Origin of the sequence: Thermanaerovibrio velox DSM 12556, from assembly GCF_000237825.1 — a bacterium.
Lineage (GTDB): Bacteria > Synergistota > Synergistia > Synergistales > Synergistaceae > Thermanaerovibrio > Thermanaerovibrio velox.
Window position 1 is genome coordinate 123629 of record NZ_CM001377.1, and the last position, 20524, is coordinate 144152.

Annotated in this window: 22 protein-coding genes and 1 riboswitch; of the genes, 10 read left to right on the forward strand and 12 right to left on the reverse strand. The window is 62.8% G+C overall.

The features are described 5' to 3' along the window. Positions 1–89: 89 nt before the first annotated feature. The 9 genes from THEVEDRAFT_RS00545 to thiD form a co-directional block, all read right to left on the reverse strand. Positions 90–551 carry a PTS sugar transporter subunit IIA gene (locus THEVEDRAFT_RS00545; protein WP_006582786.1) on the reverse strand — a complete coding sequence of 154 codons (462 nt, stop codon included), beginning with the start codon at positions 549–551 and terminating at the stop codon, positions 90–92. Further along, entirely contained in the window at positions 548–1489 is a 942-nt protein-coding gene (locus THEVEDRAFT_RS00550; protein WP_006582787.1) for a 1-phosphofructokinase family hexose kinase, read from the reverse strand. The genes THEVEDRAFT_RS00545 and THEVEDRAFT_RS00550 overlap by 4 nt, the downstream gene beginning before the upstream one ends. Beyond that, on the reverse strand, positions 1471–2250 hold the full coding sequence (locus tag THEVEDRAFT_RS00555; protein ID WP_006582788.1) for a DeoR/GlpR family DNA-binding transcription regulator: 780 nt from the start codon (positions 2248–2250) through the stop codon (positions 1471–1473). The genes THEVEDRAFT_RS00550 and THEVEDRAFT_RS00555 overlap by 19 nt, the downstream gene beginning before the upstream one ends. A gap of 171 nt (positions 2251–2421) precedes the next feature. Next, positions 2422–3285, reverse strand: a complete 864-nt coding sequence (locus THEVEDRAFT_RS00560; protein ID WP_006582789.1) for a DMT family transporter — start codon at positions 3283–3285, stop codon at positions 2422–2424. A gap of 84 nt (positions 3286–3369) precedes the next feature. Continuing rightward, positions 3370–4539 (reverse strand): putative DNA modification/repair radical SAM protein, encoded by a 1170-nt coding sequence (locus THEVEDRAFT_RS00565; protein ID WP_156787169.1) that lies wholly within the window; start codon positions 4537–4539, stop codon positions 3370–3372. Between the two features lie 72 nt (positions 4540–4611). Further along, positions 4612–5145, reverse strand: a complete 534-nt coding sequence (gene thiW, locus THEVEDRAFT_RS00570; RefSeq protein ID WP_006582791.1) for an energy coupling factor transporter S component ThiW — start codon at positions 5143–5145, stop codon at positions 4612–4614. Between the two features lie 38 nt (positions 5146–5183). Continuing rightward, positions 5184–5828, reverse strand: a complete 645-nt coding sequence (gene thiE, locus THEVEDRAFT_RS00575; protein ID WP_006582792.1) for a thiamine phosphate synthase — start codon at positions 5826–5828, stop codon at positions 5184–5186. Next, the gene (locus tag THEVEDRAFT_RS00580; RefSeq protein WP_156787070.1) at positions 5822–6676 is read right to left on the reverse strand and encodes a hydroxyethylthiazole kinase; all 855 of its coding nucleotides are present in this window, start codon (positions 6674–6676) and stop codon (positions 5822–5824) included. The genes thiE and THEVEDRAFT_RS00580 overlap by 7 nt, the downstream gene beginning before the upstream one ends. Next, positions 6622–7440, reverse strand: a complete 819-nt coding sequence (gene thiD / locus THEVEDRAFT_RS00585; RefSeq protein WP_006582794.1) for a bifunctional hydroxymethylpyrimidine kinase/phosphomethylpyrimidine kinase — start codon at positions 7438–7440, stop codon at positions 6622–6624. The genes THEVEDRAFT_RS00580 and thiD overlap by 55 nt, the downstream gene beginning before the upstream one ends. Before the next feature lie 123 nt (positions 7441–7563). Beyond that, positions 7564–7669: riboswitch (TPP riboswitch) on the reverse strand. Positions 7670–7863: 194 nt separating this feature from the next. Here thiD and gmd point away from each other — a divergent pair. The 7 genes from gmd to THEVEDRAFT_RS00615 all read left to right on the forward strand — a co-directional run bounded on the left by gmd (position 7864) and on the right by THEVEDRAFT_RS00615 (position 13524). Next, the gene (gmd, locus tag THEVEDRAFT_RS00590) at positions 7864–8973 is read left to right on the forward strand and encodes a GDP-mannose 4,6-dehydratase (protein ID WP_006582795.1); all 1110 of its coding nucleotides are present in this window, start codon (positions 7864–7866) and stop codon (positions 8971–8973) included. Beyond that, positions 8970–9926, forward strand: coding sequence for a GDP-L-fucose synthase (fcl, locus tag THEVEDRAFT_RS00595; RefSeq protein ID WP_006582796.1), 957 nt, complete (start codon positions 8970–8972; stop codon positions 9924–9926). The genes gmd and fcl overlap by 4 nt, the downstream gene beginning before the upstream one ends. Next, on the forward strand, positions 9923–10279 hold the full coding sequence (locus THEVEDRAFT_RS09075) for a hypothetical protein (RefSeq protein ID WP_172634013.1): 357 nt from the start codon (positions 9923–9925) through the stop codon (positions 10277–10279). Before fcl ends, THEVEDRAFT_RS09075 begins: the two co-directional genes overlap by 4 nt. 14 nt (positions 10280–10293) lie before the next feature. Next, the gene (locus THEVEDRAFT_RS09080; RefSeq protein WP_083830677.1) at positions 10294–10926 is read left to right on the forward strand and encodes a glycosyltransferase family 10 domain-containing protein; all 633 of its coding nucleotides are present in this window, start codon (positions 10294–10296) and stop codon (positions 10924–10926) included. Next, positions 10923–11948, forward strand: coding sequence for a glycosyltransferase family 4 protein (locus THEVEDRAFT_RS00605; RefSeq protein ID WP_006582797.1), 1026 nt, complete (start codon positions 10923–10925; stop codon positions 11946–11948). The genes THEVEDRAFT_RS09080 and THEVEDRAFT_RS00605 overlap by 4 nt, the downstream gene beginning before the upstream one ends. Before the next feature lie 69 nt (positions 11949–12017). Further along, on the forward strand, positions 12018–12956 hold the full coding sequence (locus THEVEDRAFT_RS00610) for a glycosyltransferase family 9 protein (RefSeq protein WP_006582798.1): 939 nt from the start codon (positions 12018–12020) through the stop codon (positions 12954–12956). Positions 12957–12963: 7 nt separating this feature from the next. Then, positions 12964–13524 (forward strand): D-glycero-alpha-D-manno-heptose-1,7-bisphosphate 7-phosphatase, encoded by a 561-nt coding sequence (locus THEVEDRAFT_RS00615; protein ID WP_006582799.1) that lies wholly within the window; start codon positions 12964–12966, stop codon positions 13522–13524. Here the strand turns inward: THEVEDRAFT_RS00615 and rfaD are convergent. Then, the gene (rfaD, locus tag THEVEDRAFT_RS00620; RefSeq protein WP_006582800.1) at positions 13521–14489 is read right to left on the reverse strand and encodes an ADP-glyceromanno-heptose 6-epimerase; all 969 of its coding nucleotides are present in this window, start codon (positions 14487–14489) and stop codon (positions 13521–13523) included. The two genes, THEVEDRAFT_RS00615 and rfaD, sit on opposite strands and share 4 nt — an antisense overlap. A 123-nt stretch (positions 14490–14612) precedes the next feature. Here rfaD and THEVEDRAFT_RS00625 point away from each other — a divergent pair, with 123 nt between their 5' ends. The 3 genes from THEVEDRAFT_RS00625 to THEVEDRAFT_RS00635 are packed head-to-tail and all read left to right on the forward strand — an operon-like array spanning position 14613 to position 17648. Further along, on the forward strand, positions 14613–15215 hold the full coding sequence (locus THEVEDRAFT_RS00625) for a D-sedoheptulose-7-phosphate isomerase (protein WP_006582801.1): 603 nt from the start codon (positions 14613–14615) through the stop codon (positions 15213–15215). After that, a complete protein-coding gene (gene rfaE2, locus THEVEDRAFT_RS00630; RefSeq protein WP_006582802.1) occupies positions 15212–16675 on the forward strand; it encodes a D-glycero-beta-D-manno-heptose 1-phosphate adenylyltransferase in 1464 nt (487 codons plus the stop codon). The genes THEVEDRAFT_RS00625 and rfaE2 overlap by 4 nt, the downstream gene beginning before the upstream one ends. Then, the gene (locus THEVEDRAFT_RS00635) at positions 16668–17648 is read left to right on the forward strand and encodes a glycosyltransferase family 9 protein (RefSeq protein WP_006582803.1); all 981 of its coding nucleotides are present in this window, start codon (positions 16668–16670) and stop codon (positions 17646–17648) included. The genes rfaE2 and THEVEDRAFT_RS00635 overlap by 8 nt, the downstream gene beginning before the upstream one ends. 84 nt (positions 17649–17732) lie before the next feature. On the opposite strand, the gene THEVEDRAFT_RS00640 is transcribed toward THEVEDRAFT_RS00635, so the two are convergent. Together THEVEDRAFT_RS00640 and THEVEDRAFT_RS00645 are read right to left on the reverse strand one after the other, a co-directional pair. After that, complete coding sequence (locus tag THEVEDRAFT_RS00640) at positions 17733–18821, reverse strand: pyridoxal-phosphate-dependent aminotransferase family protein (RefSeq protein ID WP_006582804.1); 1089 nt, start codon at positions 18819–18821, stop codon at positions 17733–17735. A 227-nt stretch (positions 18822–19048) separates the two neighbouring features. Continuing rightward, complete coding sequence (locus THEVEDRAFT_RS00645) at positions 19049–20482, reverse strand: hypothetical protein (RefSeq protein ID WP_006582805.1); 1434 nt, start codon at positions 20480–20482, stop codon at positions 19049–19051. Between the last annotated feature and the right edge of the window lie 42 nt (positions 20483–20524).

Genomic DNA, 20524 nt, shown 5'->3' on the forward strand with positions numbered 1-20524 from the left:
TCAACACTTGGGACCCGCGGCGGAACAACCCCTTAGGGAAAGTCAAATGCCTCCGGGGGCCTAAACTCCTCTGGAGCCCCAGGGTCCGCCTAGTCCAGCTGAGATTCCATCTCAACTATCAAACGGTGGGCCTCCTCGGGGGATGAGGCGGAAAGCAGCCCCTCTCGGAAGCGATCGTGCATCAGAAGCCTTGCTATGTTGGACAGGGCCTTGAGGTGCTCCCCGTGCTCCCCCTGGGGTACCGCGATGAGGAAGAATATCCTGGCCTTCGTGCCGTCCATGGAGCCCACCTCCACCCCCTCCCGGGTCCTCCCCATGGCAATCCCAGGCTGCGCCACGTGGGAGGACTTGGCGTGGGGTATTGCCACCCCGTGTCCCACCCCGGTGGTCCCTAAGGCCTCCCGGGACGCAACGTCCGCAAGGTAGCCCTGGAGGTCCGTGACTATCCCGTCCCTCAACAGGGTCTCCCCAAGACGTTCCAGGACCAGCTCCTTCCCGGTCTCCTCCAGGTCAAGCAGGATCCTTCCGGCAGTTAACAGCTCCCCAATCATGCTTCCACCTCCGATATCTTTATCCGTTTCACCAGCTCCGCGACCCTCTCCGGGTCCACCCTCGGGGGGTCCAGCTTGGTTATGGCGCAGATGGCGAAGGCGGCCCCCAGGGATGCCACCTCCCTTAAACTCATCCCCCGCTCCATCCCGAGCGCCATGGCGGCCACCATGGCATCCCCGGCACCCACGGTGGTGAGGGCCTCCACCTTGGGGGGCCTCACGAGGAGAAGCTCCTCCGCGGAGAAGAACAAAGCCCCATCCGCCCCAAGAGACAGGGCCCCCATGATGATCCCCGCCTCCCGGAGGCTCACCGCCGCCTCAACGATTCCCCCGGGCCCCTCCCGGAGCCTTAAAACCTCCGACAGCTCCCGCAGGTTGGGTTTGACCCCGTCCGGACGAGCCTCAATGGCCAGCCTCAAGGGCTCGCCGCTGGTGTCCACGATCACCTTCTTTCCCAGGGCCTTCGCGAAATCCACCAAACGGGCCCAGGTGTCCAGGGGACAACCGGGGGGCAGACTGCCGGACAAGACCACCACCTTGGCCCCGCTCTCCCTTACGGCGTCCTCCACGGATCCCATCATCCAGGGCCTCCAATTTAGCCCCGGGAGGTTGATGTCCGTTACGATGCGGCTTCCAAGGTCGGAGATCTTTATGTTCTCCCTCACCCTGCCAGGGACCGGGGTGAAACATCCCCTTACCCCGCGCCTTCTAAGGGACTCCAGGAAGAACCCCAGGTCCTCCTCCCCGATGATCCCAAGGGCCCTCACGTTTCGATGCCCGTAGTCCCCGAGGAACGAGGCCACGTTTATGCCCTTCCCAGCGGCCCCCACGTGGTCCCCCTGGGCCCGGTTCACATCCCCCACCTTGAACCCCTCCAGGAACACGGTCCTGTCCTTCGCGGGGTTCAAGGTCACGGTGGCTATCCCCATCTCTTCCATGTCAAGTCCTCCGTCGCTTGGATCACCGGCACCAGCTCGGCGATGTCCTTTATGTCCTCATCCCGGGCACCCCAATCGGTTATGAGCCCCGTGAGCTCATCAAGGGGGAACATGCGGCAGGCGGTCTGAACCCTCAGCTTCGTGTGGTCCGCCAACAGGTAAGAACGCCCCGCCGCCTTGAGCATGAGGCGTTTGGTGTTAGCCTCCTCGTGGTTCGGGGTGCTGGCGCCGAAGGAGGGATCCACCCCGTTGGCCCCTATGAGGGCCACGTCGAACCTCAGGTTCTCAAGCCCCAAGTCCGCCAGGAACCCCACCAGCGACCGAGGCCCCTTCCTCATGATCCCCCCTATAACCCAGAGCTCCACCGCCGGGTCCGACATGAAGAGCTGCGCCACGTCCAGGGAGTTGGTGGCCACCGTCACCGGCCGACCTGCAAGGCCGCGGGCCGCCTGAAGGGTGGTGGTGCCGGAATCTATGAAAACCCGCTCCCCGTCCCGAACGAACTCCGCCGCCACCTTCCCTATGGCCCGCTTCTCCTCCAGGTTCCTTATGCGCTTCTCCTTGAAAGACAGCTCCGCCCCGTATCCCGCGGGCAGCGCACCCCCGTGGGTCCGCCTTATGAGCCCCCGCTCCTCGAGCTCCCGGAGGTCCCGCCTCACCGTGGCCTCCGAGGCCCCTATCTCGCTTGCTATCCGGGCCACCGACGTGGTCCCCCGGTTCACCCGGGCCAGCACCGCCGCCCGGCGCTCCTCCGGAAGCATGACACCGCCCCCTTGGTGATTGAATTTGATTGATGTTGAACGGTTTTGATTATTTTATCCTCCCCGGAGGATAAATCAATAGGGGAGGAGGGGTTTTTTAAGGGGCCCCTGGGCCCCTTACTCCCTCCCGGGGTTGCTGAGGCTGCATATGGAGTGAGTAGTCCTTGTCTTTTATTGCCCTTTGTTTGACTCCGGCGCGGTGGCCATTGCGGCGAAGACCAGGACCATGGCCCCCCCTATGGCCTCTCCAAGGGAGGGCATCTGCCCCAATAGGACCATGGCGAGCCCGGTGGCGTACACCGGCTCCAGCCCGGAGACCAGGGCGGCCCTCGAGGGGCTCACGGTTCTCATGGAGGCGATGAAAAGCCCGTGGGCCAGGGCGGTGAAGAGGATCCCCATGGAGACGAGCCCCAGGACCTTTGGGAGCGTAACCGCCGGCATGGGCTGGGTTAGGAACCCAGGCGAGAGGAAGACGAAAGCCCACCACTGCTGTACTAAAGCCACCGAGAAGGGGTTGTTGGCCCTCACCAGCCTGGAGTTTAAGACCGCAAGGCCCGCAAAGGTCGCGCTGGAGACCAGCCCCCATAGGACCCCGGAGAGGCTCAGCCCCCCTAAGCCCCGGCTCATCGTCATTACCCCTATGCCGGCCAGTATCCCCCCTCCCAGTGCCAGATCCCTTAGGGAGGGCCTCTGGATCCTCAGCAGGGCTTCCAACCCCATGGTGAAAAGTGGAAAGGAGGCGAACGCAAAGGTCCCCACCGCCACGGAGGAGACCCGTATGGACTGGAAGAAGCTCCACCAGTGCAGCGCCAAGACCCCGCCGCCCGCCGCGGCGAGGAGATGATCCCGTCCACCCAATGAGGGGATCTTCAATATCTTCAGGGCCGGGAACAGACAGGCGGATGATATAAGGCACCGGCTGGCCGCAACGAACCAGGAGGGCATGTCAAGCCAGGAGGACGCTACGCCGCTCATGCCGAACAGCGCCACCGCTAAGTTCAGCCATAAGATCCCCCGAAGCCCCGACGATCCCACGAGAACACCCCCTTAAACAAAGGTCCCAAGGGTCCATGGGGATTCGATCCCGCCGGACGGCTTGAAGACCCGATTGGGGGAATTCTAAGCCATTTCGGTCTCCCCGGGGAACAGCCTGCCCGAGGACGCCCTGGACTCGATTATGAGCCTCCGGATGGCCTCGGGACGGTCCAACGGGGGGATGCCGCCCCGGCCGTGAAAGGATAGGAAAAACCTGGGAAGCCACGAGCGGATGCCCAGCCTTGGCAGGTCTTCCCAGCGCAGATTCTGCTTGGTCCTTGCCCTTACCATGGCCGTGGCCCCCTTGGGGCCTATGCCGGGGACTTTCATGAGCTCCTCCAGGGACGCCCGGTTGGCGTCCAACGGGAACAGATGGTAGTTCCTCAAGGCCCAGCCGGTCTTGGGGTCCAGATCCCGCTCGAGGAAGTCCTGGTCCCCAAGCATATCCCGGGGGGTGAAACCGTATAGCCGGATGAGAAAGTCCCCCTGATATGCCCTCAGTTCCCGCAGCCTGTCCGGGGGTGACGATGGAAGCCGGGGGTCCTCGTTCACCGGCACGTAGGCGGAGTAGTACACCCGGCGGAGGTTGAAACGGCGGTAAAGGGCGTAGGATACCGACAGCACCTCCCGGTCGGTCTCGTCCCGGGCCCCAAGGATTATCTGGGTGGTATGACCGCCCTTGAGAGCACCCCGGAGGGCCAGCTCCTCCCCCATGGACGCCACCTCCCCCATGGGGCCCAAGATGGCCCGGGCCTCCTTCTGGGGGGCAAGGAGCTTCAACATGTCGTCCCTTGGCACCTCCAGGTTGACGCTCACCCGGGTCGCCAGGGAACATAGCTGCCTTATAAGGCCAGAGGACGCGCCGGGTATAACCTTGGCATGCACGTAACCCTTGAACATCAGCTCGTGCCTTATGATCCTAAGGGCCTCCACCATCCGCTCCATGGTCCTGTCGGGGGATACCTCCACCGCGGAGCTAAGGAACAACCCCTCCGCCAGGTTTGCCCTAAGCATGTCCCCGAAGACCTGGGCGAGCTCCCGGGGCTCAAAGGAGGCCCTTGCGACCGGGGCACTTGCCCGGTTCACGCAGTAGGCGCAGTCGTACATGCAGCGGTTGCTCATCAAAACCTTCAGCAACCGACAGGGACCAGCGATCCAGACCCCGGGAACCGGCCCGGCCGAATGCCTCTCCCGGAAGGGGGCGCAGGAGGCGTCGAACCGGGCGGACTCGCCAAGGATCTTAAGCTTCTCCATCCTGTCCAACCACCGCACCTCCCGCCCCTGTTTGTTATCCCTATGTGATTATATTCCCTTTGTTGCTGTCAATCAATTGTCTTCGCACACCCCATGTGGCCTTCTGAGATCCCCCAGGACCTCCTTTTTGCGGGCCCTATGGGCCGTTAAAGCCCCAAGCAGGGAGCCCGGCACGCTGCTTGCGGCGAACCCTAGGGCAAGGAAGGGGAATGAGACGTCCTTCCCAATGGCGGGCCCCACCACCGCGGAGGCTAAGTAAGCTCCGACCATGCAGGTGCCGATGACCTCCCCCGCCGCGGCCCCCAGGGGCTGCCTTGAGGACGAGAAAAGCCTCGCCCCTAGGCCCGCCATGAGGGCCCCGGGGATGCTCCCCGGAAAGGCGAAAAGCGTTCCAGTCCCCATCGCCACCCTTATGGCGCTCCCGGCGGCGGCGCATCCCGCCGCCCACCAGGGGCCCAGGAGCACCCCCGCCAAAACGTTCACCCCGTGCTGAATCGGGTAGCACTTGGCGGGCCCCAGGGGAAACCAAAACCCCGAAAGCCCCACGGCTATCCCCACCATCAGCCCCGCAAGGGCTAGCTTCTTCGTCGTTTCATGGATCATCATGTCCCGTCCCTCCTCGCAATACACCGATCTTGCCGGCCTCAGCGGTGCCCCAGGACCTCAAGGGCCCCCGCTATGGCCTCTCCCCTCATGCCGCCGGCACCGAAGAGCCCGCCGCACATGGCTATCCCAGCGATGCCCGTTCCCTCGAGGGCTCGCAAGTTATCCTCGTTTATCCCCCCTATGGCCACGCAGGGGATCCTAACCGCCCTGGCCACCCGGGCTATCCCCGAGGGGCCTATTAGCACCGTGTCGTTCTTGGTGGAAGATGGGAATGCGGCGCCGGATCCGATGTAGGACGCCCCGTCCGCCTCTGCCCTTGCGGCCTCCTCCGGGGTCCTCGCGGTGGCCCCTATGATGAAGCCTTCCGGGGCTATCCGCCGGGCCTCCCCTATGGGGATGTCCCTATGCCCCAGGTGTACCCCGTGGGCCTTGGCCGCCAGCGCCACGTCCAACCGGTCGTTCACCAGGATCAGGCACCCGAAGGGACCGCACGCCTCCACCAGATCCCGGGCGATCCGGTACATGTCCATCCCGTCAAACCCCTTGCATCGAAGCTGGAGCGCCTTAACCCCCTTGGCGGCCCCGAGGGCCCCAAGGCGTACCAGCTCTTCCGCCCCCCCTAGGGACGAGTCAAGGATCCCGTAGACCGCAAGCCGCCTCCCAAGGTCGCCGCGGTTCAGCATTCCACCACCTCCAGACAGTCGAAGACATCCCCCATGGGCCTCTTCCGGCAAAGGGAGAGAAAGTCCAGCACGTGCCCTAGGAACCCCTCGGGGCCCAGATCTGGATCCTTCGCCTCAGCCCAAATGGCGGCCCCCTTTAACAGCCCACATCCCCATATGGCCGCCCTGTGGGGTTCAACGCCAGCTCCCATGGCACAGGCCATGATGGATCCAAGGGCACAGCCAAGGCCCGGCACCGCGGCCCCCATGGGGCTGCCTCCGGTTATTGCCGTGGCCCTCCCGTCAAATGCCACCAGGTCCACCCGGCCGGTGGCCACCACGCAGCACCGGAGCTTCTCCGACAGCCCCAAAGCCAGCTTCGCCACCTCCCGGGGCTCCATCTCACCTAGCGCCCCCGCGTCAACCCCAGAGGCCTCCAAACACCTTCTCCACGCCAGGGAAATGACCTCCCCGTAGTTCCCCTTGACCAAATGGGGCCCCATGCCGCATATGCTAAGCCCCCGACGGAGCCGGCCCTCGAAGGAGGAGCACCCCACCGGGTCCAGGAGAAACGGTTTACCCTGGGCGGAGAACAGCTTGGCCATGAGGTCATATGCCCGTTCGGACTGTTCGCCGGGGGTGCCTAGGTTGATAACCCCCGCCTGGGCCATGGCGGAGGCCTCCGGCAGCTCAGACGGGAGATCCGTCATTATGGCCCTCCCGTTGAGGGCGTAACAGGCCTTCGCCTGCAGCGTGCAGGCAACCCGGTTGGTGACGTGATGGACCAAGGGGGACCGTCTGGCTGCCTCTTGGGCTATTCGCTGGATCTCCCGGCCGTCCATGGCATCCTCACATGGTGCCCCAGGCACCCGTGTCCCTTCCCAAGGGCGGCGCCGGACAGTATCGCGTTCCTAACGAACTCCCTACCCCTGGTCACCGCGGTCTTCATGTCGCTACCCGCCGCAAGCTCCGCCGCGATGGCGCTGCTCAAGGCGCAGCCGGTCCCGTGGTCGTTAACGGTGTCTATGCGCAGGTCCTCGAAGAGCACCTCCTCCTGAGATGTCACCAGCACGTCCAGTATCCGGTCCCCGTTTAGATGACCCCCCTTGAGCAGGACCCCCCTTGCCCCCAGCTCCAGAAGGCGCGATGCCGCCTCGGGCATCTCCCGGGCCGTGAGGCTTCCCTTAGGGAGGTTCAGCAGCCGCTCCCCCTCCGGAAGGTTCGGGGTTATGAGCTCCGCCATGGGGATGAGACACCCCTTGAGGGCCTCCTGGGCCCCTTCCTCCATGAGGCTGTGCCCGCTCTGGGAAACCATCACCGGGTCCAGCACTATGGGCCCCCTGAAACCAAGGAGTTCCTCCGCCACCGCCTCTATGATCCCCTTGGATGAGAGCATGCCTATCTTCACCGCCCCCACCGGGAAGTCGTCCAGCACGGCCCGGATCTGCTCCCTTACGGATTTCTCCGACAGGTTCTCCACGTGGAACACCCCGGTGGAGTTCTGGGCGGTCACCGCGGTTACGACGCAGGTTCCGAAAACCCCAAGGGACATGAAGGTCTTAAGGTCCCCCTGGATGCCCGCCCCGCCGCCGGAGTCGCTTCCCGCTATGGTCAAAGCCGTTCCCCTGTACAACTCAAGGCTCCCCCCTTCAGAGAGATTTGCGCCCTAGCTCCCGGGGGACCTGATTGAAAGGCTGGATATGCCATTGGAGGCTGAAGAGGATGGATAAAGGGGCTGCAACACCCCAGCGTGTGAAACACTAAATCCTTCGCTCCCTACGCCGGCATTACCCGGATCAGGTTCATGGGGTCGAGGGCCCTTGCCCTCCTCTCAGCCCCTTGGGGCTCCCCCGGAAAGCTTGCGTCTTAGTGAGAATGAAAGCTCTTCTGCTCATGTAAATTAATACCCCTTAAGGAGTCTAAGGTCAAGGCCCCGGGCCCCGTTCATTCCGATCCCCCTTTTTGCCGCTTTTTCCCGTTGGACAGGGGCTTCGTGGGTATGGACTTGCCCTCCCCACAGGACGTATCATGAGAGAGACTTTAGCAGGAAATTGGAGTGTGGACATTGAACCCTAAGAAGGCTTTGATAACCGGTATAACCGGGCAGGATGGGGCGTACCTGGCGGAGTTCCTCCTCTCCAAGGGGTACCAGGTGCACGGGATCAAACGCCGGTCATCCCTCTTCAACACCGCGAGGATAGACCACCTCTACGAGGATCCCCACGTGGAGAACCGGAATCTCATCCTTCACTACGGGGACCTCACCGATTCTTCCAGCATAATAAGGGTCCTTCAGGAGGTGCAGCCCCATGAGATATACAACCTGGGGGCCCAGAGCCACGTGAAGGTCTCCTTTGAGACCCCGGAGTACACCGCCAACGGCGACGGCATAGGGGTGTTAAGGATACTGGAGGCCATGAGGATACTGGGCATGGAGCGCTCGTGCCGCTTTTACCAGGCCTCCACGAGCGAGCTTTATGGCAAGGCCTGTGAGGTCCCCCAGAGGGAGACCACCCCGTTTTACCCCCGGAGCCCCTATGGGGTGGCCAAGCTTTACGGGTACTGGATAACCGTGAACTACCGGGAGGCCTACGGTATCTTCGCGTGCAACGGGATCCTGTTCAATCACGAATCCCCCTTGAGGGGAGAGACCTTCGTGACCAGGAAGATAACCCGGGGGGCGGCGAGGATAGCCCTTGGGCTCGAGGAGAAGCTGTACCTTGGTAACCTGGAGGCCAAACGGGACTGGGGGCACGCCAGGGACTACGTGGAGGCCATGTGGCTCATGCTCCAGCAGGACCGGCCGGATGATTACGTCATAGCCACCGGTAAGACCTATACGGTTAGGGAGTTCGCCACCCTTGCGTTCGCCGAGGCGGGTATACCCCTAAAGTGGGAGGGCCGGGGCCCGGAGGAGAAGGGGGTTCACGCCAAGACCGGCAGGGTCCTGGTGGAGGTGGATCCAAGGTACTTCCGTCCCACCGAGGTGGACATCCTCCAGGGGGATCCGTCAAAGGCCATGCGGGTCCTTGGATGGCGTCCCCGTACGACCCTTGAGGAGCTCGTCCGGGAGATGGTGGCCCATGACATGGAGGCCGCCCGGCGGGACTTGGTGTGCCGGGACGCGGGCTACTCGGTGAGGCGTTCCGCGGAGGACGTGCTGTGATCGGCTCGAGGATACCGGAACCCATATTCGTGGCAGGCCACCGGGGGTTGGTGGGCTCCGCCATAGTCAGGGCCCTTGCCGCAAGGGGGTACGAGCAGATAATCACCGCAACCCGGGAGGAGCTGGACCTCACAGACCAGGGGGAGGTAAGGCGATTCTTGGAGGCCCAGAGGCCCGCATCGGTCTTCCTGGCCGCCGCCAAGGTTGGGGGTATAATGGCCAACGCCACCCATCCCGCGGAGTTCATATATGAGAACCTGGCCATTGAGGTAAACGTGATCCACCAGGCCTGGGAGGCGGGGGTGAAGAAGCTGCTGTTCCTGGGCAGCTCCTGCATATACCCAAGGCTTGCCCCACAGCCCATCAAGGAGGAGTACCTGCTGACAGGCCCCCTGGAGACCACCAACGAGGCTTATGCGGTGGCCAAGATAGCGGGGCTTAAGATGTGCGAGTACTATAACCGGCAGTACCGGGTGCCCTTCATATCCGTCATGCCCACTAACCTCTACGGACCGGGGGATAACTTCGACCTTGAGACCTCCCACGTGCTCCCCGCCATGATAAGACGGTTCCACGAGGCCAAGGAGTCGGGGCTGACAGAGGTGGTCCTGTGGGGGACCGGCAATCCCAGGAGGGAGTTCCTGCACGTGGATGACCTGGCCGGGGCATGTGTGTTTTTGATGGAAAGGTACGAGGCCCCAGAGACGGTGAACGTGGGTTCCGGGGAGGACATCCCCATATCAGAGCTGGCGGAGATGGTGAAGCGGGTGGTGGGCTTTAGGGGGGCCATATGGTGGGATACCTCCAAGCCGGACGGCACGCCCCGTAAGCTGCTGGACGTGTCCAAGATCCGATCCATGGGTTGGGAACCGTCGATAAAACTTGAAGATGGCCTGAGGGACACCTACAGCTGGTTCTTGGAGAACATCCACGTGATACGGGGGCGCCGATGATGATAGTAAAAGTCAGCACTCAGTTCCCAGACTGGCCCCTGGGGCTTCAAAGTCCATCGGGGCTTTGTGAGTGGGATGGGGTTAAGTTCTTCATAGACGACGACACCTCCGAGGCGGATGCTTGGGTGGTTTTCGATAACGTTAAATCCACATGTTCCGCCCTGTGCCCCCCGGATAGGGTGGTCCTGGTTACCTTTGACGCCCCCGGCGATAAAGTCCTACACCCCCGCGTACGTCAGGCAGTTCTCCCGGGTGGTCACGTGTCATCCGATCGAGCATCCCGGGGTCATCCGCTGGCAGCAGAGCCTCCCCTGGCATTACGGACGCAACCTGGCCGGGGAGGGGACGGATAGGTTCGTTGAGAGCTATGACTCCCTGGTGGCGGACGATCCCTTCCAGGCGAAGGAGAGGCGGGCCTCGGTGGTATGTTCCGCCAAGAGGAGCAGGGATTGCCACAGGGCGAGACACCATTTCGTGTCGCTCCTGGAGGGGGCGGGGGGTAGAGGGGCTGGAATTCTTCGGCCGGGGGCGTCCCGTGGAGGTTTCTTGCAAGAGGGACGCCATACGCCCCTATCGGTACCACGTGGTGCTGGAGAACTCCTCCTGCCGGGACTACTGGTCGGAGAAGCTGGCGGACGCATACCTGGGCGGGGCCTTCCCAATATACTGGGGTTGCCCTAACCTGGCGGACTACTTCCCCGAGGGGTCCTTTGCGATGATAGACATACAAAGGCCCGAGGAGGCGGTGGAGCGCATAAGGCAGATAACCGCAAGCTCCATCTACGAGGAGTCCCTGGATGCCCTTCGGAAGGCCCGGGATCTGGTGCTTAACCGCTACAACTTCTTCCCCGCCGTGGCATCCCTGCTCAAGGGGATCCCCGCCGGGGAGCCCAGGAGGGTGACCATAAAGCCCGAGGAGCTTTTCACCCTGAGGGGCATGATCCGGCGGGTTAGGCTTAACGTGAAGCGGATGTTCGGGGTAGAGTGTGACCTTAGATGAGACTTAAGGTGCTCCAGATCTTGCCGGAGTTTCAGGAGGGAGGGGTTGAACGGCACGTGCTCAACCTCTCCAACGCCCTTCACACCATGGGGCACTCGGTCACCGTGGTGTCTGCGGGGGGGGCCTTGCAGCATCTCCTGGACGGACCGTCTCACATTTCCATGGAGGTTCACCGGAAGAACCCCGTGACGGGCTTCCTCTGCGCCCTAAGGCTCGCCCGGGAGGCGCGGGAGGGTGGATTTCATATCATCCACGCCCACTCCAGGGTCCCTGCTTGGATAGCCTGGTGGGCCTCCGAGATGTCCCGCATCCCCTGGATGGCCACCTGTCACAGTTTCTACAGCAGGAACCTGGGGCTTATCCCCTACAGCAGGGCTGGACGGCTCATCTGCGTGAGCGCTGCGGTGCGGGATTTCTTCGACTCCGTGGCGCCCGGCGTCCCCAAGGACGTGATATACAACGGGCTTCCCAAGTCCCCCTTCTCGTGGACTGGGAGCGGTGAAGATGTGAAGCAGATGGTCTTCGTGGGGCGCCTCACCCCGATCAAGGGCCTTCAGGTCCTGCTGGCCGCCCTGGACAGGGTCCGCGACTTGCCCTGGTTCTTGCACGTCTTGGGGGATGGCCCCAAGATGGGGGAGTACAGGGCCCTGGTGGAGGAGCTCTGTCTAACCGATAGGGTTAGGTTCTGGGGGTTTGTCAAAGAGCCCGAGGAGATCATGGCTCGGTGCGACTGTCTCGTGTTCCCCTCCCTCAGCGAGGGGATGGGGCTTGTCCTCATGAGGGCCGTATCAATGGGCATGCCGGTTTTGGCCTCCGACATACCGGCGGTCCGGGAGCTGGCCCAGGATATCCCCCATCTCGTACCTCCCGGGGACGCTGACGCCTGGGGCAAGGCGCTCCAGGAGTTCCTGCTCCGTCAGCGGGCCTCGGCCCTCCTGCCATCCCGAATACCATCCATGGAGAGGATGGCGGCGGAGGTGGAGGAGTCCTACACGAGGCTTATCCGGGGCCGATGCAGATGAGACTGCGGTTGGCCCGTCCGCTGTATGTGTGTACGTGTTCGATATGGAGTTCGCAGGGGGAGCGGTGATATGAGGATAGACCCTTCAAAGGTCAACAGGGTTTTGGTCATAGGCCTTTCTTGTCTTGGAGACATGTTGCTTGCCTCCGCGGCGCTGTGGAACCTTAGGCTCTTCCTGCCCGGAAGAGACTTCCGCATCCTCGTGGGCCCCAGGGCCCTGGAGGCGGTTAAGGAGGACCCCATGTGGGACCAGGTGGTGGTCTACGACCGCCCGAAGGACTTCCCGGGCCTCCGCGGCAGGATAAAGTTCATCTCCCATATGAGGAGCTTCTCTCCGGATCTTGTGGTGGACCTTAGGTCCGGCCTTAACCCCTTGTTCTCCGGCGCCAAGTACGCCCCCCTTTGGGGGCTCCGGGAGCTCTTGCTTCACAGGGATCTCCATGAGGCGGAGCGTAACCTGTGGTGCATGTCCACCCTGGGGGTGCCATTGGTCACCAGGGGCATGAGGTTCCACGTGACGCCGGACGCCCAAGGGAAGGCAGAGGAGGTCCTGGCGGGCCGGCTCCCCCTGGCGGTGATAAACCCCGGGGCCAGCTCTAAGTTCAACCGCTGGCCCGGCGAGAGGTTCCTTGAGGTGGCGAAGTGGCTGGCCCGTGAGGGGTACTTCGTGGGGGTGATAGGCAAGGCCCCGGATGAGCGCCCCATAGGGGAGGGGATACTCTCCATCCTTGGGGATAGGGGTATAGACATGAGGTCCCTCCCTTCGCTGGGGGTGCTTGGGGCCATGCTTAAGAGGGCCTCCATCTTCATCTCCAACGATACGGGCCCCTTGCATCTGGCCAGCGCTGTGGGGACTCCCACGGTGGGGATCTACGCGGGCCGCAGCCTGGCGAGACGGTACGGCCCGTGGTGCAACAGGCATGTATGCGTGCTGCCCCCCGGGAGCCCGCAAGCTTTGACGACCGGGGCAGGTTTGAGGCCCTCACGTCCATCCCGGTGGAGGCGGTGATCCAGGGGTGCTCAAACCTTCTGATGGGGAACGGGGCATGAGCAAGGCGGTGTTCTTGGACCGGGATGGGGTGATAATAAGGGACACCGGGTACCTGGGGGACCCAAGGGGGGTTCTGGTGCTCCCGGGCGTGCCTGAGGCGCTGACGCTGCTTAGGGCGGCGGGATGGAAGCTCGTGGTGGTGACCAACCAGTCCGGGATAGCCCGGGGCTTCTTCTCCGAGGAGGACCATCTTAAGGTGCGGATGAGGATGGAAGAGCTCCTGGCCGCCCATGGGGTGGGGTTGGACGGATACTTCCACTGCCCCCACGGACCTTGGGAGCAGTGCTCTTGCAGGAAGCCAAGGCCCGGGATGGTGTTTAGGGCCCGGGATGAGCTGGGGATCCAGCTGGAGGGCTCCTTCGTGGTGGGGGACAAGATGAGCGACCTGGAGCTCGCATGGAACGTGGGGATCCAGGGCATACTGGTGGGAACTTCAGTCCCTGAAGCACTGGATGCGGGGGCCCGGGGGGCCATGATGCGGGCCCAAGACCTCCTTCATGCGTCTAAGCTCATATTGGGCGGTTAAGCCCCTGCCCTGTCTTGGTTCTCCGCGAGAAACCGGCAGTAATCCTCCAGCGCCTCCTCCAGCGGGGTGAATCGGTGGGGGCAACCCGCCTCCCTCAGCCTTGTGAGGTCCGCTTCGGTGTGGTTCTGGTACCTGCCCCTCAGGGAGTCCGGGAAGTCCACGTATTGAACCTCCCCCCGTCCCAGGACCCTTATCAACCCCTGGGCCACGTGGTTGAACGTGCGGGATGTGCCGGTACCGCAGTTGTAGATCCCGCTTGGGCCTCCGTTGGTCCAAAACCATAGGTTCACCCTCACCACGTCTTTAACGTATACGAAGTCCCTGCGCTGTTCCCCGTGGCCGTACCCATCGGTGCCCTTGAAGAGCCTCGCCTTGCCGGTGGCGGTCAGCTGGTTGTAGAAGTGATAGGCCACGGAGGCCATCTTGCCCTTGTGGAACTCGTTGGGGCCGAACACGTTGAAGTATCTTAGCCCCACCACTGGGCTGGAAGCGGATTTAAGGCGGCTCCTTACGTGGTTGTCAAATATGAGCTTGGACAGACCGTAGGGGTTCAGGGGCCCCTCGCAGGAGCGCTCCTCCCGGAAGCCCATCCGTCCGCTGCCGTAAACCGCGGCGCTGGAGGCGTATATGAACGGTATCCGCCTCTCAAGGCAGAAGTCCAGGAGCTCCACGCTGTAGGACAGGTTGTTGTCCATCATGTAGTCCCCGTCCATCTCCATGGTGTTGGAGCAGGCCCCTTGGTGAAAGACCACCTGGATGTCCTCGTGGGCTAATCGGTTTTCCCGTAGCATCTGGCGGAACCTGTCCTTGTTGAGGTAGTTGTTGAACTTGAGGTCCGTGAGGTTGCGGTATTTATCGGAGCTCCCGAGACGGTCCACCACCAGGATGTCCTCAAAGCCCATTTGGTTAAGTCCCTTTATAATGTTGCTTCCGATGAACCCGGCGCCGCCGGTAACTATTATCATATCTGCCACTCCCGAGGTTTTGTTTTGTCCTTGAAGTATTTTAAACCTTAGGGTATGCTACCCTGCCCTCTCTGTTATTATAGCCAATGTGCGATGATTAAACGGCAGCTTTCTTGGAAGGGAATGATATTTGTGATGACCCATGTGGTTTTGGGGCAGCTTGGGGCCACCGCGGAAGAGCTTCGCCGCTGGGCCTCCCCGGAGGGGGTTAAGGCCCTCGAGGACGCGGCGGGTCTTATCGCCGGCTCCGTGCTAAAAGGGGGCAAGCTCTTGATCTGCGGCAACGGGGGCAGCGCGGCGGACTGCCAGCACTTGGCCGCGGAGTTCACCTGCAGGCTTTCGGCGGCCCGGCCGAGGGGGCCGATACCCGCCTTGGCGTTGACAACCGATACGTCCTTCATCACCGCCTGTTCGAACGACTACTCCTTCGAGATGGTTTTCGCAAGACAGGTTAGGGCCCTGGGCAGGCCTGGAGACGTGTTGATGGGCATAAGCACCAGCGGGACCTCCCGCAACGTGGTGTCCGCGGTGGAGGAGGCAAGGGGGATGGGTATCGCCACCTTGGCGCTCACCGGCGAGGGGGGGGACCCTGGCGTCCCTTGCGGACATGGCCCTGCGGGTCCTCTCAGAGGATACCGCGGTGATACAGAACGTGCATATCTCTCTGGAGCACGCTATCTGCTGCATGGTGGAGGATCTTCTGATCCAAGGGGGATTTTTCGGTGAACCTAGGCCTTAAGGAACTTCTTTCCCGCTGCTCGGGCAGGAGGGTTTTCGTGATCGGGGACATGATGTTGGACCGGGTCATAAGGGGGGATGTGGAGCGGGTCTCCCCGGAGGCGCCCGTGCCGGTGTTGCGTCATAGGTGGGAGGAGGCCATCCCCGGCGGGGCGTGCAACGTGGCCCACAACATGGCGAGGCTCGGATGCCAGGCGGTTATGTTTGGCCTGTTGGGGCAGGATCCTCAAGGGGACGAGCTTCTGGGGCTGCTGGATCATAAGGGGATCCGCTTTTCGGGGGTCCGGTGCGGCAGGCCCACCACCACCAAGACCCGGGTGGTGGCCCAAAGGCATCAGCTTCTCCGGGTTGACCGGGAGGAATCTCGCCCGCTATCCCCGAAGGAGGAGGCGGATCTGCTCAAGGCGGTTGAGGTTGAGGCTGCCATGGGGTGTCCCTCCGTGGTGGTGCTGTCCGACTATGCCAAGGGGGTTTGTTCCCCGGGGCTTTGTGGGAAGGTGATATCCCTCTTCTCGTCCCTTGGTGTCCCGGTCCTGGTGGACCCCAAGGGGATCGATTGGGGGAGGTACCGGGGGGCGTCCCTGATCACCCCTAACCTCAAGGAGCTTGGGATGGCCCTTGGGAGGCCCGTTCCGAACGATGACTCGGCGGTGGAGGCGGCGGCTAAGGAGCTCATGGAGCGTTTTGGGTTGGATATGGTAATGGTGACAAGATCCGAGATGGGGCTGTCCCTTTTTGGGGGGCCTGTGCCCCTGCATGAGCGTTCCTCCGCCCGGGAGGTCTACGACGTTACCGGGGCTGGGGACACCGTGGTGGCGGTGCTGGCGTCCCTGCTGGCCGCAGGGGCGGACATGGCCGTGGCGGCCCACTGGGCTAACCGGGCGGCGGGCTATGTGGTGGGCAAGGAGGGGACCTATGCCATAGGGGCCGAGGAGCTTCTATCCCTAGCCGATGGCTTGGCGGATAAGCTGGTTTTGGATTCCTTCGCGGAGGCCGCCGGGGTGGTCGAAAGGTGGCGCCGGTCCGGGGATACCGTGGTCTTCACCAACGGCTGTTTCGACGTGCTGCATCCGGGGCACGTGAGGTGCCTCCGGGCGGCTCGGTCCATGGGGGACCGCCTGGTGGTGGGGCTCAACTCCGATGACTCGGTCCGCCGGCTTAAGGGGCCCGGACGGCCCTTGAACAACCATTGGATGAGGGCCGAGGTCTTGGCGGCCCTGGATTCGGTGGACCTGGTGGTCATATTCGACCAGGATACCCCCTTGGAGCTCATAAAGGAGCTGAGGCCCCATGTGCTTGTAAAGGGAGGGGACTACCGGGAGGACCAGATAGTGGGAGCTTCGGAGGTCAGGGAATGGGGGGGGAGGGTCGCGGTGGTACCCCTGCTCGAGGGGTTGAGCACCACCGGGATAATAGAGAGGGCCAGGAGGTACTGCGGGGATGACTAAAGAGGTGTCATGCCCTTCGGAGGGGGACCGGGTCTTGTTCGTTCGCTTCAGCTCCCTGGGGGACGTGGTGTTGGCCATGAAGGAGGCCAAGGCGCTTAAGGAGCGCTTCCCCCACGTGGAGCTTTGGTGGCTCTGCTGCAAGGAGTACGAGGGGCTTTTGCTGCCCCAGCCTTACGTGGACGGGGTGATAGGCTGGGACAGAGGGGAGGGGAGGCTTAGCGTATTCAAGCTCGTAGATCGCATAAGGGGCATGGGTTTCAAATGGCTTTACAGCGTTCACGACAACGACAGGACCGCCCTCATAGCCCTTCTGTCCCGCATACCGTTTCGGGTGGGCAGGCACCGGCACTTCAGCTTCCCCTTTCATGCCTCCAGGGAGGAGGCTTGGTCCGCCTGGGGTGGCAAGACCAGGCCCCTTAAGTCCCTCTACGGCGATACGGACAGAACCGATGCCCTGAGGAGAGATCTGCCCCCAGGTGGGCTTGTGATGTGCATCCTCGGCACCAGCAAGCCCTACAAGACCTGGCCGGTGGACAGATGGATCGAGATGATCTCGCGGCTTCCCAGTGACCTTACGGCGGTGCTAACCGGGAGCGGACCGGAGGAGTCCGCCATGGCCGGGGCCATAGAGTCTTCTGTTGGGCCGGGGAGGGTTGTAAACCTGGTGGATCGGCTGGATTTGTTGGACCTGGTGTCGCTTTGTGAGCTGGCGGCCTGTGCCGTAGGGGGGGACACGGGACCTATGCACATGGCAAGGGAGGCGGGGATCCCCTGCGTCGGCCTTTTCGCCGTTAAGGACCCGGTGAAGTGCGCTTCTCAAGAGGGACCGAACCTGACGACCCTCATCTCCCCCTTGGCGGTGGACAGCTACGACGCCCTCAAGGTAAGCGCTGACCCTGCCGCGGTGATGGGGGCCATAGACCCGGGTGAGGTGTTGTCCAACGTCATAAAGGCCGTTGGAGGGGCGGCATAGGGCCCTTAGACCCGGGGCGGTCTTTGGCTGCCCCGGGTCATGGATCCTCCGCCCCGGGTGATGTTCCCCGTGCCTATGGAGGTGTCAGCGGAGGCTGCAGAGGACCTCGGATAGGGCGTCCAGGACGAAACGGACCAGGTGTTCCCTCGCCTGGTTGCCCATGTGGCCTATCCGGAAGACCTTGCCCGCCAGGGGGCCGTAGCTCCCGCCAAGCGCTACCCCCCGTGCCCGGAGGCGCTGATCCAGTTCCCTCCAGGTAATGCCATCGGGCACCACCGCGGCGGTCACGGTGGGGGAACAGTACTCCTGGCGCTCCGGGAATATCTCAACCCCCATCTCCTGGAGCCCCTCGATGCACATCTTGGAACACCTGCGGTGTCGGGCTATGACCTCCTCAAGACCCTCGGATTCTATGAGTTCCAGGGAGACGGACAGGGCCTTAAGGGCCCTCCAGTTGTGGGTGTACGGGAAGCCGCCCGCCTCCGGGGCGGACAGGAATGGCAGAAGCGCATCGTACCCCTGGTGGTTCCTCTGCCTCACGGCCCTTGCGGCCCTGGGGCTTACGGTGGTTATGCACAGGTCCGGTGGGAGGGAAAGGCACTTTTGGCTGCCCAGAAGGCCCAGGTCTATGTGACTTCCCTCCACGTCAAGCCAGGTCCCGAAGGCGCTGGAGACGAGGTCCACGCAGAACAGGGCGTCCACCTCCCGGGCTATCAGCCCAAGGGGTTCCAGGGAGGAGATGGTGCCGCTTGGGGTCTCGCAGTGAACCGCGGTTATCATCTTGGGCCTGAAGCTGAGCGCCCGGGCCCTTACCCTTTCCGGGTCCGGCACGGAGTTGAACGGGAACTCCAGCAGATCCACCTCAAGCCCCAGGGCCCGGCCCATCTGGGCGAAGCCGCTGCCGAAGACCCCGGATGAAACCGCCAGCAGCCTGTCCCCCGGGGAGGTGACGCTGTTCAAAGCCCCCCAAAGGGCCAACATGCCCTCTCCGCTCTGGATGGCCACGGTCCCTTGGGCGTTGAGCAGCCTGCCTATGCGGAAGGCACAGTGTCTGTACAGGGAGACGAAATCCTCCTCCAGGTCAGGGCTTCCAAAGTCCTCGCCGTAGGGGATCAGCACCTCTTCCGGGCAGCGGACGGGGCCTGGGATCATTCCTACCGGGTACCTTTCCATGCTAGCACCTCCAAATGTAGGTCTTACTCTTATGCCATTTTAATACCCTTGAGGCTCCCCGTTAGCCGCAGCCGAGGGCTCCCGGGCTCCTCATCTGTGCCCCGCTGCAACGCACTATCCCCATCCGCTTGCCCTTTCCCGCGTGGTGCCCTGGGCTTGAGCTTAAGGGATCTTGGGAGCTTGCCCCAGTAAGGTCTTGAACGGTCCTCGCCGCCCCGGGGACATGGCTATTCGGGCTTCTTGAAGTGAACCCTGAACCACTTGGAGGTCTCCTTGGGGAGCACCCGGTAGCCCTTCCTTTCCTTGGTCATCCAGATGAAGTAGTCCTGGGAGAACGACTCCTGGAGCGCCCTTATCCCCTTGTCCCGGTTCTCCTTGATGAGGGAGTAGGAGTCCTTGAGGGTCCTGTCCTCGTCGTTGTCCCATCTAAACGCCGCCAAGGCGTAGCAGAAGCTCTTGTGCTCCCCGCCGAAGGGGGCGAACTGGGGGATTATCAAGGAGTTGTCGGTCCAGTCGTAGACCCCAAGCCCCCTTCCGGGGGTTATGATGACCTTGGGTATCCCGTACATGCGCACCCTGGGCACCCTTAAGAGATCCGGGTCTAGGGGGGTGAGGTCCATCATGATCTCCCCGGCCCGCTGAAAACCTATGGGACGCCCGGTTTCGTTGTTCAGCGGTGACGTGTCCATCCGGCCTATCCGGGCCGCTAAGGTCATGAACTCCTTCTTGTGGTTCACGCAGTCCCGGAGCTCCCCCTTTAGGGCCGGCACACCCTTGCCCTTGAACTTGCGCCGGAACATCTCCACCCGGGTGGACCGTCTTTGTTCCTCGTTCCTCAGGTGTACCTCCAGGTTGGCCAGGAACTTGGTCCTGTCGTGGAGCCCCAATATCTTCTGCAGCTCCCCTTCCCCGAACTCCGGCAGCTCCTTCTCCGCCCTGCTCAGGTACCCCATGAAGTCCCTCTCCGCTATCTCATACCGCTTGTTCTGCTCTATGTAGCCCTCCAGTTCGCTCCCCTGGGCCTCCCTTATACGGCGGGTCCTCATCTGGAACTCCGTGTGGATCCTTAGGTATGACTCCAGGTCGGAGAGGATCTCCTGAACCTCGTCGCAGGTTACGAAACTGCAGCGGCAAAGCACCATGGAGGCCGCCATCCGGCGCCGGCTCTCCGTGGCGGCCAGCTCTTCCCCGAACCTCCGGATCTTCTCCTCCAGGCTGCAGCCCCCCTGGGGACCCTCGTAGGGCTTGTCGAACATGAGCGCGTAGGTCTCGGCTATGAAGTCCGTTAGCCTCATGTATTGGTATATGTCAAGCCTGGCGGAGGCCTCAAGCTCCTCCGCGAAATGGGGGTTCTCCTGGGTGATCCCCTCCCCAAGGTGTCCGAAGTCCACGACCAGCCTCTCCTCCGGTGAGAACGAAAGCCCCTCCGGCGGCTCCTTGGAGGCGTCTATCTTGGCCTCCACTATCCCCCATGCGAGGTCCACGTAAAGGCTTGATGCCCTCTGCCATAGGGTCCTGTAGGCCTTCCGGTCCTCCGCCTCCTCAGAGGCCGCCAGGGACGACGTCTCCGGGCCCATGGCCTTGAGCTCCGCCGCAGGGCCTACCACCCCCTGGTTACCCTTGTAAGCCTCCAGAAGATACTTCAACGGTTCGTAGGACACCTCTAATCCCCCTCTTAAAAGATCCCCTGTATTATCGGACCT

Coding starts and splice junctions, on each gene's coding strand:
- THEVEDRAFT_RS00545 (WP_006582786.1), bottom strand. CDS start 551: ATGATTGGGGAGCTGTTAACTGCCGGAAGGATCCTGCTTGACCTGGAG.
- THEVEDRAFT_RS00550 (WP_006582787.1), bottom strand. CDS start 1,489: ATGGAAGAGATGGGGATAGCCACCGTGACCTTGAACCCCGCGAAGGAC.
- THEVEDRAFT_RS00555 (WP_006582788.1), bottom strand. CDS start 2,250: ATGCTTCCGGAGGAGCGCCGGGCGGCGGTGCTGGCCCGGGTGAACCGG.
- THEVEDRAFT_RS00565 (WP_156787169.1), bottom strand. CDS start 4,539: ATGGAGAAGCTTAAGATCCTTGGCGAGTCCGCCCGGTTCGACGCCTCC.
- thiW (WP_006582791.1), bottom strand. CDS start 5,145: ATGATGATCCATGAAACGACGAAGAAGCTAGCCCTTGCGGGGCTGATG.
- thiE (WP_006582792.1), bottom strand. CDS start 5,828: ATGCTGAACCGCGGCGACCTTGGGAGGCGGCTTGCGGTCTACGGGATC.
- THEVEDRAFT_RS09075 (WP_172634013.1), top strand. CDS start 9,923: ATGATGATAGTAAAAGTCAGCACTCAGTTCCCAGACTGGCCCCTGGGG.
- THEVEDRAFT_RS09080 (WP_083830677.1), top strand. CDS start 10,294: ATGACTCCCTGGTGGCGGACGATCCCTTCCAGGCGAAGGAGAGGCGGG.
- THEVEDRAFT_RS00605 (WP_006582797.1), top strand. CDS start 10,923: ATGAGACTTAAGGTGCTCCAGATCTTGCCGGAGTTTCAGGAGGGAGGG.
- THEVEDRAFT_RS00610 (WP_006582798.1), top strand. CDS start 12,018: ATGAGGATAGACCCTTCAAAGGTCAACAGGGTTTTGGTCATAGGCCTT.
- rfaD (WP_006582800.1), bottom strand. CDS start 14,489: ATGATAATAGTTACCGGCGGCGCCGGGTTCATCGGAAGCAACATTATA.
- THEVEDRAFT_RS00625 (WP_006582801.1), top strand. CDS start 14,613: ATGATATTTGTGATGACCCATGTGGTTTTGGGGCAGCTTGGGGCCACC.
- THEVEDRAFT_RS00635 (WP_006582803.1), top strand. CDS start 16,668: ATGACTAAAGAGGTGTCATGCCCTTCGGAGGGGGACCGGGTCTTGTTC.
- THEVEDRAFT_RS00640 (WP_006582804.1), bottom strand. CDS start 18,821: ATGGAAAGGTACCCGGTAGGAATGATCCCAGGCCCCGTCCGCTGCCCG.